Here is a 17378-nt window from a genome sequence, read left to right as displayed (position 1 = left end):
TTTAAATTTTATGACAATCCTTAAATATATTTCTTCAACTGAAATTTCTCAAAAATCTATTAAGGCTTTACTTAATTATAAAGCTATTTATTTGCTATTTTTCCAGCTATTGTATTTAAATAAAGTATAAAAATTACTACCTCTTAGTTTATATTTAATTACACATAGTAGTATTAAAACTTCTCGCAACCTTTTTTCAAAAACATAAAAAAGCCCTACCCGGCATGTTTTTGAAATGGGTTGCTCCATTTTCCGCAAAAATGCGTTTCCGACCACAGGGAGGAATTGCATTTTTGCCGCCAGATTTTCATCAGCCATCTACTTTTTAAAACCCAAACAAAGCAACCTGCAAAGTCAATCGACCTTGCAGGTTATAAAAATAATTTCTAATTTACTTATTGCCTCTTTTCAGTTCCTCAAAACAATTTCACGACTCACCTATTTCTTCTTCGGATTCTTAAAAGAAAACACAATTCTACCTATCACCTTATCCATACGAATATATCCCTGATACTCCTTCCCTTTTCTGCTCTCCAACCCCTTGATATAAGCAGTCTCCCCTGATTTCAACTTCTCAATCTGCCATCTTCGAAGTTTAATCCCCCTAAAAGCTGAAGGAACTACTCTTTCAGAATGATTCACTCCGCTAAAACCAGAACTTCTAAACTTATTCTCAAACATAAACTCCACCCATTGCCTATCCGTATTAAACTGCACCGCAGCAGAAAACAGCCTTCCTTTCTTCGACAACATATTTTCTACAAACAAAGGTTTACCATCACGAAGCGTTTGTTTCTGTTCCGAATCCAATCTCACCCCACAAATCACATCTGGAATCCGTACAAATTCTATCCTTAAAGAGATCAGCTCATTGGTCAGCCTGTCCAAACTAATCAGTGAAGGAATTATCTCGCCCGTAGCCGTATCAACAAGATCCACCACTCTGCCCATATTCCCCGAAGTCAACAGATTGACCCTATCCTCTTTTGTAAACTTATGACCCTTAAACTTCTTTCTGAAATCCACTTTCTTACAAACCTGATGCACCTTAACAACCAATTCTCCATCATCATCAATCCGCAACTGCAAACGTGCATCAATCTGACTAACCGCTTCCCCATTATTAAAAAGTATCGGAATCAACATTTGTGTTTTATAGCCTTTCAACAGAGAATCCAACGCACCGATTTCTTCGAACGTTTCCCTGTCAAGACCCAATGCAGCCATCTTATCCCACGGAACATCCTCGATCTGATAGCGGTATTGAGAACTACTATTACTAGTAACTGACCCGTTACTAAAACCCTTCTTCAAAACAGAAGTCTCCTTTTCAATGGTTCTCTTATTTCTGATCGCATTGACCGCTTCAATAGAAACCTCAACCGCTTTCAGATCTTGTCTCTCAACCTCCGATAAACAATCAATGTATTCTTGTAAATCTAAAGCTGTATCGTGTGCCTCGAATTCCCGCACTTTAAAAAATGAATATTCAGAAGGATCTTTGAGCTGATGGTAAAAATCTGAATAGAAGTCCGTAAAAGAACCTTCCGACGAATCTATCCGCATTAACGTATCAACTTTGTTCCTGTCAGGCTGAACTTCTATGAGATTTCCGTTGTTTTCGATTCCCTGTACAATTCCCACAGAATTGTTACTGTGACGAATTACCAATAAAGTACTGATCTCTGAAACTGCCGTATAATTTCCTATTTTGTTCATGATTATGATTTAATATATTATCTGATACTATTATTTTTTTGATTGCTTATTATTTTATTTCTCAGATCATCCCATCATCCGCAAATGAATAATGAGAATCCGATGTCAGGATTACATGATCCAGCAACGTCATACTCAGAATTTTCGCAGCCTCTTTAATCTGTGCCGTCATTTTAATATCACAACCAGAAGGTTTTAAATTTCCCGAAGGATGATTATGGGAAACAATGATCCCCGAAGCATTGCAAAGAAGTGCCGCCTGCATAATAATTCTCACATCCACCAATGTCGAAGAGATTCCGCATTCGGATATTTTCTTAATTCCCAACACCTTGTTCGCCTGATTCAGGTACAGCGCAAAGAAAGACTCCCTGTAATCCATTTCCTCCGCATCAAAATGCGTCCTGAAAACATCCACCGCATCCCGTGATGACGATATAGACCTTTCACAATTCCCCTTTCTTGAGTAGCTCAATTTAATTTCGTTGACAATATTGAATTTCATAATTTCCTGCTCCGAGTACGGCGGAGACCTGTTTTTCCCGCACTTACATTAAAAAAACCTGTAGATTGCAGCTTGAAGGAAACTTTGACTTTTTCTATCTTTTACTTGGTGGTATCATTTGATAAATTGATTTATAATAGCATCTGACGAAGTAGTTTATAAAAGAATTTTATAAATCGATTTGATAGAATGTGATCAATTGATGTATAATAACATCTAATGAGATGATTTATACCAAGAGAATAATAAGGATCAAAATTTCAATGAACTGCAATTGCATCTTGTGAGGTTTCTGACTTTTTCTATGCGGATTACCATTCAGGCAGGCACAAGGAAAACTGCAATCAATTTCCTTGAAAACAATAAGAAAGAACAGTGATGAAAGCTTGAAATATTTTTGCGGAGGTTCTGGGATCTCCGATCCCGGATACCCTAAAATATTTTTTTCAGCAGTGACAACGGAATATATTTGCTATAGAAAATCGGGCGACCTCAAAGGCAACCGGCATCATTAAAATTCACCACAAATGAGTCAGGTAAAGAAACGAATGTGTGATAATATCCAGAATTTTAATATGATAACTCTTTTTAAAGTTATGAGTTTAATGTAACACAAATGAAAATAGGATATTGATAAAGTTTTTGATTAGAATGTAGTTCTCACAGATTCAAAGATCTTGTGTAAAATAGCTAATGATACATCGTCATTATCCTTTAAAATACCAACTAACTATATACATAGTCCCCTTATCAGTTTCTCAACAGCTCTAATAATTTTATAACGATAGACTGCACGCTGCTCAAAAGCTTGGTCTCTAAAATAACTACATATGCCATCCAATTACCCGCTACAAATCACAAATCTGGATCAGTAAAATTTTAAGATTTCTCTTCACCTTTGTCATGACAATAAAGTCAAAATTTAAAGAAATCAAAATGAAAAAATCAATTTTTTATCACGCCGGCTGTCCGGTATGTGTAAGTGCAGAACATGACATCGTTACTCTGGTAGGTGCTGACAACGTAGACATTATTCACCTTGGTGAAAACAGCGAGAGTATCGCTGAGGCTGAGAAAGCAGGTGTAAAATCAGTTCCGGCATTGGTCACTCCAAACGGGAATGTTCTGCATATCAACTTCGGAGCTTCGTTGGAAGAAGTAAAATCTTAAAAAATAATTTACCAGCACATTAAAATGTGCTGGTTATTCATTAACGTAAAAATAATCATAAAATGAAAATCGCTTTAATTATAATAACCACTCTATTAACATTTGGACAAGCATATGCTTGTGATCATTGTAAAAAATTTGCTGACTCTAAGGATTTCAAAATAAAATCTGCCCAGGTCATTCACAATAAAAAATACGGAACCTTAGAATTTGAAATTATCGTTGAAGGTCAGGCAGGAAAGACCGTACCAACTCCGGTAGGAAAATTAGACATGGCTCCTGTGTTAGGATATGTATTTCCAACAACACTTAAGCCTGAGGACATAGGTTTTAGCGCAACTGAAGGAATTGTGGCCCTTGCACTGACGTCACATCCGGATTTCGACGACAGTCCGATCTGGGATGAAAATGCAGATGGAAAGTTTGATAATGATGGAATTATCTGGCATCCTCACTGGGTTGTCCTGGTTGAAGATAAAAGAGTTAAAGGTGGACTTTCCGTAAAAGAATATAAGAAAGCAGACAAGATCAGGAAACCGGCCACGGCACCCGATATGCCGATGTATATGGATTCACCGGGTTTCCCTGTGGTGACACAAAACAATGCAATCCGTGTTTCGGTTCCAACCTACCGTGTCAACAATAAAGTTTCTTTTAATTATGATGCCGTAAGCTGCTACATGGAAGTATCTGCTCCTGATGGCGGAATGTCTATGGACAAGCCCATGTTGGGGGTTTACAATGTGTACAGTGTATTGTCTAAAAAACTGACTCTGCCCTATAAAGTTAAATAAAAAATAGCCAACGATGATTGTCATCTTATAAGCACAAGTATTTTGACAATCATTTTTAATTATATAAAAAAAGAACAATGAAAATAGCTGTTTGGGATACTTATGTGACTAAAAATGATGGTACCATCATGCATTTTGACATCCTTGTACCAACCGAGATCACAGATACCGAGAAAATATATTCTTATGGAAGAGAATACCTTGAAAAACAGAATCAATCAGGGCAACCATTAAGCTCCAAAGAATGTAACCTGTGCCATGTCGAGGAAGCAACATCCACAATGAAAGCTGATGTTGAGTTGCAGGGCTATCACATTATTGAAATACAAAACTGTGATTAATCAACTGCTTAAAAATAAATTCAAATGGAAGAGATTCAATTGGTACCCGACAATACCCTTTTTACTAAAACTCCTGAAGAGGGACGTCATCTTGCAGTAAAGATGGCAAGGCTGGTCATTAGGTTAACGCAGCCGGATGAAAACAAAAGGAAGAAGATGCGCAACGAATATGCTGATAGTTCCCTGATGCTGATACAGATCGGTCAGACTGTAGCAATGGAATTTGCAACGATAGCCGCTGCAAATAATTACTGGAAAGACAATGATGAAAGTATTCCACCAAATAGTAATAAATAATTAAAAATATGTCTGATAAAAAATTAACGACACGAACCGGATCGCCGGTCGTGGATAATCAGAATATCATGACTGCAGGTAAAAATGGTCCGGTGCTACTGCAAGATGTCTGGTTTTTAGAAAAAATGGCTCATTTTGATCGCGAAGTAATCCCGGAACGCAGAATGCATGCGAAAGGTTCCGGAGCTTTTGGGATCTTCAAAGTGACGCATGACATTTCTCAATATACAAAAGCCAATATCTTTTCAGAGATTGGTAAAGAAACTTCGGTATTTGTACGTTTTTCTACCGTAGCAGGTGAAAGAGGTGCTGCCGATGCAGAAAGAGATATCAGAGGGTTTGCAATAAAATTCTATACTGATGAAGGCATTTGGGATATGGTGGGTAACAATACACCGGTGTTTTTTCTAAGGGATCCTCTGAAATTTCCGGATCTGAACCATGCAGTGAAAAGAGATCCAAGAACCAATATGCGGAGTGCTGATAATAATTGGGATTTCTGGACATTGCTGCCTGAAGCACTGCACCAGGTTACTATTGTAATGAGCGATCGCGGAATTCCTAAAACCTATCGTCACATGGACGGATTTGGAAGTCATACTTTCAGCTTGATCAGCAACGATCAAAAGCGGTATTGGGTAAAATTTCATTTTAAAACCCAGCAGGGAATTCAGAACCTGACCAATGAAGAGGCCAACAGTATTATTGGCTCAGACCGAGAAAGTCATCAAAAAGATCTTTTCGAAAGTATCAATACAGAAAATTTTCCGAAATGGAACATGTACGTACAAGTGATGCCTGAAGAGGAAGCATATGATTACACCATCAATCCATTTGATCTCACAAAAGTATGGTCACATGCTGATTATCCTCTTATACCAGTCGGAGAACTGATTCTCAACAGAAATCCGGAAAATTATTTTGCTGAGGTTGAACAGGTCGCTTTCAATCCTGGTAACATCGTTCCCGGGATAGGTTTTTCTCCAGACAAAATGTTGCAAGGCAGATTATTCTCTTACGGAGATGCACAAAGGTACCGACTAGGCGTGAATCACCATCAAATTCCCGTAAATGCTCCTAAATGCCCATATCATTCATTTCACCGAGACGGAGCTATGAGAACTGACGGAAATTACGGAGGGACAACTTCTTACCAGCCCAACAGTTTCGATCAGTGGCTAGAACAAAAATCTTATGACGAACCTTCATTAAAAATCACTGGAGATGCTGCTCATTGGGATCACAGGCAAGATGAAGATTATTTCAGTCAGCCCGGGAATCTTTTCAGAATAATGGATGAAGAACAGAAGGATCTATTATTCAGTAATACCGCGGCGGCTGTAGGCGCTGCTCAGCAATTTATTCAGATCAGACATATCAGAAATTGTTATCACGCCGACCCCGATTACGGAAGAGGTATTGCCAAAGCACTGGGTCTCTCTATGGATATTGTTAGAGATTACGAAGGATACGAAATGAGACCAATGTTAGATATGAGTTAAGGAATGGCTTATTTTCCATTTAACAAAACCTGTATAAATATATATAGGTTTTTTAATTTATTAAAATATCTTTAAAAAAATTTAATACTTATTTTGGTGTGGCCATTAAAATTGATCATAATTTATAGTAAGCCTTTTAGATACAGGAGTTGCAACACAAGTCAAAATCAATCCTTCTTCAAGATGGGTTTCAGTCAATATAAAATTGCGTCTTAATCTAATCTCTCCATCCTCAACTTTACAAACACATGTTCCGCAGTTGCCTCGACCACATGAATAAGGCGCGGTGATTCCGGCATCCAGTAAGGCATCCAGGAGATAGATATTCTGTTCCCATGTAATCGTAGACGTGGTACCATTGATTGTAACTTGTACAGTTGTTTTATTCATCTGGTCTTTTATTGTCAAATCGCTGCCGTCCGTCGGTTCCTTCTCAATTTCCATTTTTAGCACATTTAAATTAGATTAAATAATAAAAAGTGACAGCCTGATCCATTGATCAGGCTGTCATTTTACAGAGTTTTTACACGGAAACTGTAGTGGGAATTTTTTCCAGCAAAATCTTTAGCTCTAAGATCTCAGATTCTGTCATTGGCTGTAAAGGACTTTTTAAATAACCACCTTCTTCGCCTAAAATATTCAATCCTGCCTTTATAGCTCTAGGCAGACCTTTAGCAACAATGAACTTTAACAGATCCACCTGCCCGTAAAAAATCTCCTTTGCCAACATCAAATCATTATTCTGTATCGCATCATATAGTGCTAAGTTTTGTTGTGGTATAAGATTAGGGGCGGCAGTACACCAGCCTGCAGCGCCTGCGGCGAATGCAGCTAAAGCCAATGGATTGGATCCGTTGTAAAAAGCAACCTCCTCTCCCAATTCTTTACGTAAATAATGCATCCTTTGAATGTCTCCGCTACTTTCCTTAATCATCGTGACATTGGGAATTTCCAACAAGCGCTTCAGCAGAGGAGGTGACATATCAACACCACTGGTTGAAGGATTATTATACGCCATGATTGGAATTGAGATTTTAGATGAAACTTTGTCGTAGTGCGTCACAATTTCATCATCAGTCAATTTCCAGTAACTCATAGGAATGATCATCACCGCATCAGCACCCGTTTTTTCGGCAAATTGTGCGTGATAAATAGTTTTTTCCGTCGTGAGGTTAGAGACACCCACCAGAACAGGAATTCGTCTGTTAACTTGCTGTACCGCTGCTTCGGTAACCGCTTCCTTCTCTTCATCGTTAAGGTAAGGAAGAACACCCGTACTTCCCAGTGGTGCTATACCATGTGAACCTGAAGATACCAAACGTTCCACTTGTTTCCTAAATAATGGAATGTCAACGTTCTCACTGTTGTCAAATGGGGTGATCGGATAGGCTATTATACCTTTAAATGGAATATTATTCATATAATTTTATTTCTAAATCTTTAAAACATCATAAAACCTATTGTTATATCACTAAAAATCTCTGCCTTCTTCCTCACGCAGGGCAACACCTAAATTTTGCAACTGAGGAGCATTTTCACACGCGATATACTTTGCTGGTTCGCTGTTACTTGTATTCTGGTGCTGATGCCATGCCCATGAAGGTATATAAATAGCGTCACCCGCCTCCCACTCTATCTTCTCATCTTCTACCATGGTCCAGCCTTTACCTTCAAGTACGTATAATACTGTTTCGTAAGTATGGCGATGTACATGTGTTTTTTGTCCCGGTAGCAATCCGCCGATGGTCATGCTCACATTTTTACTCGGTAGATCCACAAAAAATACAGGGTGTTTTCTTTCTGTAGAAAATTGATTGTGAACTCCTGCATTTTCAACATTTTTATGCAGCAGATGTGAAGGTTTAACATACGACGGTCTTGCGAAAGTCTGATGAAAATCTTTAGAACTGAACTGTTTTTTTTCCGTGGTAGTCTCTTGTTGTACCTTTTCTTGTTTTTCTAATTTTGACATAATTGTAATATTTAATTATTTGCCTTATTTCTGAACAAATGTAAAATGATTTTGGATGACATGAATGGTACAGATTTTTTATTAACACATGGTCCAGAAATTTCGTATGATACCACTGTTATTTGTTTTATCAATCACAAGTTGCATTGACCGATTCTGATATATTGTATATTTGGAGGATAAGAACAACGACCATTAATACATAAAAGATAGTCCACATGTTAAGACCATGGAAAATCGAAATACGTTTGAATCATCAGAGTAACAAAGCAATATATATTCAGATTGCTGATGCTATCATCGCAGATATAAAGTCAGGCAGATTGGCTAGAGGCAATGCATTGCCCGGAAGCAGAAGTTTAGCGGAAACTTTAGGTGTCAACAGAAATACAATCATACAGGCACTTAATGTCCTGCTGAGCGAAGAATGGCTCATCAGCAAACAGAGGAAAGGCACTTTTGTAGCGGACATTATCCCATCAGAATTGGAAAACAAAACTATTGTTGGTGAAGGATCCAAAGAAGAACAGAAAACAATCTACCGAATCACCTTCGACGATGGTTATCCGGACAGTAAGATTGCTCCGGTTGACGAATTGGCAAAAGCTTATAGACAAACATTCAGCAGGAGTGCCCGCTGGAAAATGATGGGATACAGTAACCCATTCGGGGATCCTGATTTTATACAGGCAATCGTAGATATGCTTAATCATCAGAGAGGGATGACCATTAACAAAAACTCAATTTGTATTACAAGGGGAAGCCAGATGGCGATGTATCTTACTGCTCAAAGTTTATTTGAAAAAGACGATATTGTATTGGTTGAAGATCCCGGCTATCAACCTGCATGGAAAGCTTTTGAAAAAGCCGGCGCAAAATTACTTCCTGTGCGTATTGATAAAGAGGGATTGGTAACCGAAGATATTATCCATCATATAGCTAAGAACAAAAGAATAAAGGCAATTTACACGACACCTCATCATCAGTATCCTACAACTGTCACAATGAGCCTTCAAAGAAGACATGAACTGGTTCGATTGTCCAATGAGCATGGATTCACCATTATTGAAGATGATTATGACAACGAATTTCATTACGGGTATCGTCCTATTCTACCACTTTCCAGCAACACTGAACTTAAAAACTATATCTATATCGGCACGATGAGTAAAGTTGTGGCACCGGCTTTGAGAATTGGATATCTTGCCAGCAGTAATCCAGAAGTCATAAAAAAAATAGGAGAGCTCCGTACAATCATCGATGTGCAAGGTGATGGGATTATGGAGAAAGCAGTGCTGCAATTAATCAACGATGGAACGATAAAAAGACATATCCGGAAAGCTACAACCCACTATAAAGTAAAAAGAAATTTCTTTGACGAACTGTTAAAGAGATATTTAGATGATCAAATTAATTACTCAACTCCAGATGGCGGTCTGGCATTTTGGATTGAACCGAAGAAAGAAATTAACTGGTCTTCCATTGATAAGATATTGAAAAAAAATGGAATTAAAATCATTACTCCTGACAATTACAGTAATGTAAATAAAGTTAATGGGTTAAGAATTGGTTTTGGCTCTTTGTCTCAAGAAGATCTTGAAATTGCAGTTGAAGCTCTATCTAAAGTCTTGTAAAATAACATAATAACCAAGCATTAGCAGTCGAAAGTAGTACAAAGATATCTAACAAAAAAGTCTAACCAACAGCAAAGAACATGATTTAAAAAGTGTAACTCCAATACCAGTTTCAGGACTAGCTTGTCAGTCTAATTTTAGTTATTTTTATACCAGCTTTAACGAAAGTAGTACAAAGATATCTAACAAAAAAGTCTAACCAACAGCAAAGAACATGATTTAAAAAGTGTAACTCCAATACCAGTTTCAGGACTAGCTTGTCAGTCTAATTTTAGTTATTTTTATACCAGCTTTAACATTACTGATTTTTTGTATAACCATTTGGAAAACTGTAGATACATTGATGACAGAAAAACAGGGCTGAGGCAGCTGAGAGTACAACATACCGGACTTGTAGGAACTCAGTGTGGAAATAATATAGTGGAAAAGTGTATGTTGATATATGGTAGAAATAATTTTTGGAATACCTAAAATCACATATCAAGCTAAACATCCATAATCGTGCGGTAAATGAAAACGTTTGACAGCCAACTTATTCAAAAAGGTCTCGTCGTCCGTATGACCTATGGCAGTCACGGTAACCGCTTTTATCGAAATAAATAATTCTGATAAACCCAAGTCATTGAACTTTACCATACTTTGGCGGCCACCACCTCCCCTGACCAAGGTTACAATGTTATACTCTAAAGCTGAAATTTCATTCAGCTTGGCGATGATGGCTGTTGAAGACGCAATATTACAGCTGTCGTCATCGATCTCAAAATACTGCCATGAAACTTCAAAGCAATCCTTTTGGAAAATGGCATTGCTTTCGTAGATGTTCGTGATACTGATCTTTTCATCATTCAGCATCTTGTCCCTGATCATAGTCTAAAGGTCTTTTGAAGCAATCTAAAGTTTTTTCTGTATCAGCTCATATCGCTGCAGTTCTTCCTCCGATAATGCATGATTCAAAGTTACTATATCGCAATGAATTGAAAACCTATTGTCTCAATTGTGTTAAATAAATTATAAAGCAAGATTTGCATACTAAGTTTGTTGAATGAATACTTTAAATTTGTAAGATATTCTCATGTTTAATTGAGTTTTCATGGTTATTAGTTTTTATCCTCGGTAGTTGTCGGGGATTTTTTATGTAGATTTTTAATCAGTTGAAGTTGATCTCCTGTTTTTCCTGAATAGATTTATAAATATAAAATAATGGATTAGCATATATAACATTTACAATTAGTTTACTTGTTTGTAACTAAGCAAAAAAACTGGACATTGACAATATAAAGAAAAATTAAGATGAAAAAAATTGTAAACATTATATAACAATCACAAGACAAAATGAATTTATTCATTGTAAAATATTACTTTGCGTAAGTTTTTAAAGAATAGATCTATGAATGGCGACAATCCAAAAGTAATCGATAATTTCATACAATCGAGTCAAGATAAAAACAATTTTAATATTCATAATTTTATTTACTAATTCTTTATTTTATTTTTTCTTAATCAATAGACATTCGTTAGTTTGCATTTTTTCATAAATAAAAATCTTTTAACCAAGTTTACTACCTGTCATTGATTTATAGGCATATTTTTAGAATTCTTTAACTGCATAAAAATTTTGAGTCAAATTCTACTACAGTATCGCATCATATCATCCCATCATCAGCAAATGAAAATTGCGAATCCGATGTCAAAATCACATGATCCAACAAATTCATACTCAGAATTTTTGCAGCCTCTTTTATCTGTGTCGTCATTTTAATATCACAAGTAGAAGGATTCAGATTTCCCGGGATGATTATGAGCAACAATAATCCCCGAAGCATTACAAAGAAGTGCCGCGTGCATCACAATCCGAACATCTACCAACGTTGAAGAAATACAGCGGAGACCTGTTTTTCCTGCACTTACATTACAAAAACCTGTAGATTCTATCATTTGCAGCTTGTAGGAAACTTTGACTTTTTTATCTTTTACTTGGTCATATTATCTGATAAATTGATTTATACTAACATCTGACGAAGTGGTTTATATAAGAATCTGATTAATCGATTTATAAAAGAATCTGATCAATTGATTTTTACCAACATCTGATGAGATGATTTATACCAAGAGAATAATAAGGATCAAAATTTCAATGAACTGCATTTGCATCTTGTGAGGTTCTGACTTTTCTATGCAGATTACCATTCAGGCAGGCACAAAGAAAACTCCAATCAATACCTTGAAAGCAATAAGAAAGAACATTGATAATGCTTGAAATCTTTTTGCGGAGGGTTTGTAATCTCCGATTACGGATACCCAAAAAGATTTTTTTCCGCAGTGACCACGGAATATATTTGCTATAGAAAATCGGATGACCATAAAGGCAACTGCTACCATAAATTTGTTACTGATGAGTCAGGTAAAGAAGAGAATGTGTAATAAAAGTCCGAAGGTTTTAATATGATAACTAAGTGTGGTTTGTCAGTTGATATAAACTTTTATATTAAACGGTATTAAAAAGTAAAAGTTCGCCAATCCAAAGATAGATTTGACCGAAATAAAACTCTATGAAACTAATAATCAATTAATCAAAATAATATTTTATATTAGTAGCACAAATGGCCTTGCGAATATCATATAGTTTGAATTGACGCAATGCGTAAATTTGGAAGTTAGCAGAAAGTGTATTCAAAAATACGCAACAAACAAATGAAAAAAATCCAATTCACTTTAATTTTTCTATTTTCATTAATTACAAATGCTCAAATTTCGAGTAAAACGGAAAGAATTATCAAACCTTTAGAAAAGTATATATATTTCTACGCTCTCAATGATGAACCAAAAAAAATTGAAAAAAAATTATTAGAAATAAGTTCTAATGATGAACTTTTCTATCTTTCTGAACACGGAAAAAATCCTTATGTAAAAGCAACTTCATTCAAAATACTTGCTCAAAAAAATGATGAAAGATTAATCGAAATTTTTAAAAATGCTATTAATTCAACTGAAGAACTTCGATATACAACAGAGTGTTTATCGAGTGAACAACTATTATCAAGTTATTTTTTTGAAACTATAGTTACTGAAAGTCATTTTTCAATAGAGAAAAAGGAAATTTTAAAAAAAGAAATGATTGAATCAGTTTTTAACTCCAAACAAATAAATACAAGGCTTTTAGAAGAACTCAAATATCAAATTCCAACAGATAATGACGCTTATCTAAAACTTCGTAAACAAGTTTTAAAAAGCAACTCCGAAGAATTATTAATTGCATTGGCTAAATATAAAAATCCTAATGACATTGAGTTAATAAAAAGTTTTGGAGAAAAATCATTTTTAGCTATCGAAGAATTTCCTGACAATTCATTTCTACCATTTTTAGATGAAAATGTTCAATATTCTTCTAAATTTCCTTTTATGTTTGCTCTTTCAAGTTTTTGCAATGATGAAGCAAAAAAAATTATGCAAAAGGCTATTGACCGAAAAAAGGCAGAACTTATTAATGATCAATGTGGGAACATTTGCTTATCAGTAATATATCAGCAAGTTTATAAAAACAAATGTGAATTATATTATCCAATGCTTGAAAATTTGTGGGTTTCGGATAAAATAATTTCTTTTGATATTCTTGACAATTATGAAAAAAATCATTCTAAAGAAGAAACAATAAATTTTCTTATGAAAGGTTTTGAAAAAAATGGAGAACCTGAAATTATTGCAAATAATATGTATGATATGTCAGATTTATTTGACAATGTTACAAATGATTTAACTTACAATGATGATTTACGTTTGATTAAATTATTGAAAAGAGTAAAAAAATTATCTGAAGAAAGTTATGAAAATGCAATTAGAAGTAGTTTGAAAAATGTAGATGATTTGGACACAGATAATTTCATTGAATCTCTTAACGAAAATATTATTATTTTGAAAAATAAAGAAATATTATTAGAAAAAGTAAAAACTAACGAAAGTGCTTATGGACTAATTTCAATAATGGACGGAATTAAAATTTTAGGTGATAAAAATTTATTTGATCAAGGTGCTAAAATATTAGTTCAGCGAAAAAATGAGTTTTCAAAATACCCAATTTGGCAAAAATCTTATAAGGAATATGTTCGTAAAAATAATATTAAAGAGTAAGAAAAACAACTTCTGCTAACAAGGGTATCAGATATGTTTAAATTTCCCCAATTCAACTTCAATGTGTAATAATAAATAAAGCTAAGTCTCAAAAAACGTTGTTATATTTAGTAATATAATAGCTTTAAGAAAGTTAGAGAGATCAGATTGACGCAATGCGTAAATTGGAAAGTTATCAAGAATGTTATGAAGAAACAACTACGAATAGCAAATATTCTCATAATTTTATCTTTAGTGATATGTTGCCATAAAAAAAGAAACGCTACTTATAATGAAATTTATTCACAAATCGTTCAAGAAATTATTGACAGTTGTACTATCGTTCCCCCTCCGCCGCCATTTAATAGCACTGTTGCTAAAATAGAATATAAAAAACAATTAAAAGAAGTTTTCAATAGAAAACTTGTTATCGCTGTGTATGATACCATACAATCTTATGATAGAACGCAATTTAAAAAATTACATAAAAACAGTAAATCTAACACTAAATGGAATGATTCTGATCGCAAAAAACAACTCGTTGACTTAACAGGATATAAAATTAAACCGAATATTACCCTTTTAAAAGCAAGTGAATTACCTGCATTGTATCAATTTAATAGAGAAGAAAAAGCTTGGCAAAATTACGAAGAACTAAAAAATTTATATGTTGCATTAGATTTGAGAAGAATTATCCTTAAAAAAAATAAATCCGAAGGTTTCTTACAAATCGAAATCATTTGCGGAAAATGGGAGAAAAACAAGAGCTTCTCACTCCCAAAAAGCTTACAATAAAACAATAACTAATTTCAGAGAAGACAAAAACTAACCATGAAAAATTTATTTAAACTATTTGGCGTACTAATGATACTGATTGGAAGCTTTTCTTTCGGACAAGAATTGCCAGAAGGTGCAACACAAGAAGATGTTGCTCAAACCAAAAGACTACTTAGTGAAGCCACTGATAATTTTGTAGAGTCAATTTCGCCAAATTACAAAGAGGGAATGTCTCTCGGAGACTTTGAAAAAGCTGTAAAAGTGAGCAGTAATACTAGTAAAGAGGGGAAAGTTATGATTGACAAAGCATATGATTATTTGTCAGGAAAAGCAAAAAAAGATGATACTTATGGGCAAGAAATAGCAGCTGTTTTTGCACTTAGTGAAAGAATTAAATATGATGATCCTAGAGCTGATTTAACATATAAGGTTTTCGGATATGATCAAAATACTCAACAGACTTTAACTGCTAAAGCGGGGGGCTGTAAGTGGTATCAAGTAGGATGTTTATTTAATGCTGTGATTGCTTGGATAGAGGGACACCCAAAAACAGTAAATTGGTTTATTAACGTTATAAATGTTGCTTTTCCAAACGCAAACATTCCTAATTATCCATCATAATATATAAATAATGCAAGAGGAAACAAATTCCTCTTGCATTAAAATAAATGAAAAATGAAAACAATTCTTACTTTATTTTTTTGTTCAAGTTTATTCTCTGCACAAAATATTTTCAAAAATTATATTCCACCAGAATATTCATTCAATATAAAAAATACAGATTCCCTTATGAAGGGTAGCTATATAAATGTGAATATAAATGGAATGAATAAACTTTTACTATTTGATACTGGTGCACCTAAATCAGTAATATTCAATAAGTCAAATGAATTGGAAAATATTTTTGGAAATGGTTCTACAAAGTCCGCAGTTGGAGAAAAAGTAAACATGAAAATTGTAAGAAGTGATGAGTTTTCATCTTCAATTGTAAATACAAAATATAAAACATTTTTCTCTATTCCCGATCAATACGAAAATTACACATGTTCAGAAAAAACGATCGACGGTATATTAGGAATGGATTTCTACTTTGATTCTAAAAAACCTGTATTTCTGGATTATAAATCTAATACAATAAAACTTCTAGACAATTTTACTAAAAAAGACTACTCTGATTATTTTGAAGCAGATGTGAAGTTTAAAGGGTTATTAGTGAAAAATATTTTCATAGAAATATTTGTAAATGGTAGAAAAGAAAAATTTTTATTTGATACAGGAGCTACAGATGGATCTTTATATATGAAAGTTCCAGATGAAAAAATACAGGCCGACTACACTTTTGAAACTTTGGTTTTTTCTGCTAGTGGTATAGAATCGAGTGAGATGAATATTATTAAAGAGAACACTGTGACTATAGGAAAATTCACAGATATAAAAACAGATATTATCTATTTGAAAGAATTACCAAATAACTTGATGGGATTGTCTTTTATAAAAAACTTCAATTGGATAATAGATAAAAAAAACGGGAAAATTTATTTTAAACCTATTTCAGGAAAAAAAATTCATTCACAAATTATTAGTAGAAATTCACTTTACGTCGCGGCTTACCAAAAAAAATTAAAAATCATATTTATAAATAAATCTGAAAATCAAAAACATTATAAAATAGGGGATGAAATCGCCTCGATAAACAACCAAATAATAACCCCGCAAAATCTCTGTGAAATGCAAAATCTCCTCAATAAAACAGAAGATTGGGAAAAACTAAATATTCAAATAAAAAACTAATTAAAAAATTAAACCATGAATAAACACTTAAAACTATTTGTAATTGCAGCAGGTCTTTCTGCTAATTTTATCAACGCTCAAGAAAATCCGAATAATTCATTCGACTTTGTAGGACAAAACCATAATGAGTTTTTGGGTAGATATCTTGCAGCTAATCCAGCCAAAGATATAAAGACAATTTATGGAGATGTAAGCAACATTTTGAAAAATGACAGAGATTTTCAAACATTAATACAAACGTATGGCTATACTCAAGTAGATTATCAATTACTCAATTTTACAGAAACGGATATCAATGAAGAGTTTAAAACTGTCATCAATAATTCTACGCTGACACCTGCTGCGAAGGAAAGCTTTTCCGGCTTAATTTCAAATGTTTACAAAATGTCTCAATTAGAAAATGAACCTTCAAAAGAGGATTTGAGAAAGCTAGTTATGGGTTTTGAAACAGAATTACAAAGAAGTAATCTTTCAAGAGACGAGGTAAACAGAATTTTATACTCAACATCAGTATTAAGATATTCTGCATTCTTTTGGAAAGATCATTCAACTAACACCAATACCGTTAACATTGTGGACAAGGGTTTGATATATGGATTAGAAAAGAAAATGAAAAGTGGAAAATTATAAAATGTAAAGCAACATGGTATTCCACAAACACTTCTGATAGTAATCAAGTTTTATTTGGGCTTGTATAGCCAAATGAAGCCTCATTTTAAAGGGAAGCTCCAGTTACGTATTTGTTAGTTATGGGCTTCTTAAAAAGACGGAG

At 34.2% G+C, this 17378-nt stretch carries 17 protein-coding genes and 1 pseudogene; 11 read left to right on the top strand and 7 right to left on the bottom strand.

The genetic code is table 11. The features are described 5' to 3' along the window. Positions 1-438 precede the first annotated feature (438 nt). Positions 439-1719: a DUF3945 domain-containing protein gene (locus tag PGH12_RS01285; RefSeq protein WP_267597774.1), complete on the bottom strand. Its 1281-nt coding sequence runs from the start codon at positions 1717-1719 to the stop codon at positions 439-441. Positions 1720-1780: 61 nt separating this feature from the next. Then, positions 1781-2224 (bottom strand): JAB domain-containing protein, encoded by a 444-nt coding sequence (locus tag PGH12_RS01280; RefSeq protein ID WP_267597775.1) that lies wholly within the window; start codon positions 2222-2224, stop codon positions 1781-1783. A 936-nt stretch (positions 2225-3160) separates the two neighbouring features. Here PGH12_RS01280 and PGH12_RS01275 point away from each other — a divergent pair. The 5 genes from PGH12_RS01275 (at position 3161) to PGH12_RS01255 (ending at position 6328) form a co-directional block, all read left to right on the top strand. Beyond that, entirely contained in the window at positions 3161-3394 is a 234-nt protein-coding gene (locus PGH12_RS01275; protein WP_267597776.1) for a thioredoxin domain-containing protein, read from the top strand. A gap of 62 nt (positions 3395-3456) precedes the next feature. Continuing rightward, on the top strand, positions 3457-4188 hold the full coding sequence (locus tag PGH12_RS01270) for a hypothetical protein (RefSeq protein WP_267597777.1): 732 nt from the start codon (positions 3457-3459) through the stop codon (positions 4186-4188). A gap of 77 nt (positions 4189-4265) precedes the next feature. After that, a complete protein-coding gene (locus PGH12_RS01265; RefSeq protein ID WP_267597778.1) occupies positions 4266-4529 on the top strand; it encodes a DUF2024 family protein in 264 nt (87 codons plus the stop codon). 24 nt (positions 4530-4553) lie between these two features. Then, the gene (locus PGH12_RS01260) at positions 4554-4826 is read left to right on the top strand and encodes a hexameric tyrosine-coordinated heme protein (RefSeq protein WP_267597779.1); all 273 of its coding nucleotides are present in this window, start codon (positions 4554-4556) and stop codon (positions 4824-4826) included. An 8-nt stretch (positions 4827-4834) separates the two neighbouring features. Next, positions 4835-6328, top strand: a complete 1494-nt coding sequence (locus tag PGH12_RS01255) for a catalase (protein WP_267597780.1) — start codon at positions 4835-4837, stop codon at positions 6326-6328. Positions 6329-6433: 105 nt separating this feature from the next. Here the strand turns inward: PGH12_RS01255 and PGH12_RS01250 are convergent, their stop codons facing one another. The 3 genes from PGH12_RS01250 to PGH12_RS01240 all read right to left on the bottom strand — a co-directional run bounded on the left by PGH12_RS01250 (position 6434) and on the right by PGH12_RS01240 (position 8300). Then, positions 6434-6772 carry a 2Fe-2S iron-sulfur cluster-binding protein gene (locus PGH12_RS01250; RefSeq protein ID WP_267597781.1) on the bottom strand — a complete coding sequence of 113 codons (339 nt, stop codon included), beginning with the start codon at positions 6770-6772 and terminating at the stop codon, positions 6434-6436. Positions 6773-6851: 79 nt separating this feature from the next. Next, positions 6852-7748: a dihydrodipicolinate synthase family protein gene (locus tag PGH12_RS01245; protein ID WP_267597782.1), complete on the bottom strand. Its 897-nt coding sequence runs from the start codon at positions 7746-7748 to the stop codon at positions 6852-6854. A 51-nt stretch (positions 7749-7799) separates the two neighbouring features. After that, entirely contained in the window at positions 7800-8300 is a 501-nt protein-coding gene (locus PGH12_RS01240) for a cupin domain-containing protein (RefSeq protein WP_267597783.1), read from the bottom strand. Between the two features lie 218 nt (positions 8301-8518). Here PGH12_RS01240 and pdxR point away from each other — a divergent pair, with 218 nt between their 5' ends. Beyond that, on the top strand, positions 8519-9934 hold the full coding sequence (gene pdxR, locus PGH12_RS01235) for a MocR-like pyridoxine biosynthesis transcription factor PdxR (protein WP_267597784.1): 1416 nt from the start codon (positions 8519-8521) through the stop codon (positions 9932-9934). Positions 9935-10414: 480 nt separating this feature from the next. Here the strand turns inward: pdxR and PGH12_RS01230 are convergent, their stop codons facing one another. Together PGH12_RS01230 and PGH12_RS19080 are read right to left on the bottom strand one after the other, a co-directional pair. Next, positions 10415-10801 carry an exodeoxyribonuclease VII large subunit gene (locus tag PGH12_RS01230; protein ID WP_267597785.1) on the bottom strand — a complete coding sequence of 129 codons (387 nt, stop codon included), beginning with the start codon at positions 10799-10801 and terminating at the stop codon, positions 10415-10417. A 776-nt stretch (positions 10802-11577) separates the two neighbouring features. Further along, positions 11578-11779 (bottom strand): annotated as a pseudogene (locus PGH12_RS19080) (JAB domain-containing protein). An 846-nt stretch (positions 11780-12625) separates the two neighbouring features. On the opposite strand from PGH12_RS19080, the gene PGH12_RS01220 reads away from it, so the two are divergent. The 5 genes from PGH12_RS01220 to PGH12_RS01200 all read left to right on the top strand — a co-directional run bounded on the left by PGH12_RS01220 (position 12626) and on the right by PGH12_RS01200 (position 17236). Next, the gene (locus tag PGH12_RS01220; RefSeq protein WP_267597787.1) at positions 12626-14059 is read left to right on the top strand and encodes a hypothetical protein; all 1434 of its coding nucleotides are present in this window, start codon (positions 12626-12628) and stop codon (positions 14057-14059) included. Positions 14060-14245: 186 nt separating this feature from the next. Further along, positions 14246-14833: a hypothetical protein gene (locus PGH12_RS01215; RefSeq protein WP_267597788.1), complete on the top strand. Its 588-nt coding sequence runs from the start codon at positions 14246-14248 to the stop codon at positions 14831-14833. Between the two features lie 36 nt (positions 14834-14869). Then, positions 14870-15436 (top strand): ATP-grasp domain-containing protein, encoded by a 567-nt coding sequence (locus tag PGH12_RS01210; RefSeq protein ID WP_267597789.1) that lies wholly within the window; start codon positions 14870-14872, stop codon positions 15434-15436. 54 nt (positions 15437-15490) lie between these two features. Next, positions 15491-16606 (top strand): hypothetical protein, encoded by a 1116-nt coding sequence (locus PGH12_RS01205; protein WP_267597790.1) that lies wholly within the window; start codon positions 15491-15493, stop codon positions 16604-16606. A gap of 15 nt (positions 16607-16621) precedes the next feature. Next, positions 16622-17236, top strand: a complete 615-nt coding sequence (locus tag PGH12_RS01200; RefSeq protein WP_267597791.1) for a hypothetical protein — start codon at positions 16622-16624, stop codon at positions 17234-17236. Positions 17237-17378: the final 142 nt, after the last annotated feature.

Source organism: Chryseobacterium sp. CY350 (genome assembly GCF_027945075.1).
In the GTDB taxonomy this organism is placed as follows: Bacteria; Bacteroidota; Bacteroidia; order Flavobacteriales; family Weeksellaceae; genus Chryseobacterium.
This window is presented reverse-complemented; position numbering and strand designations above follow the sequence as displayed.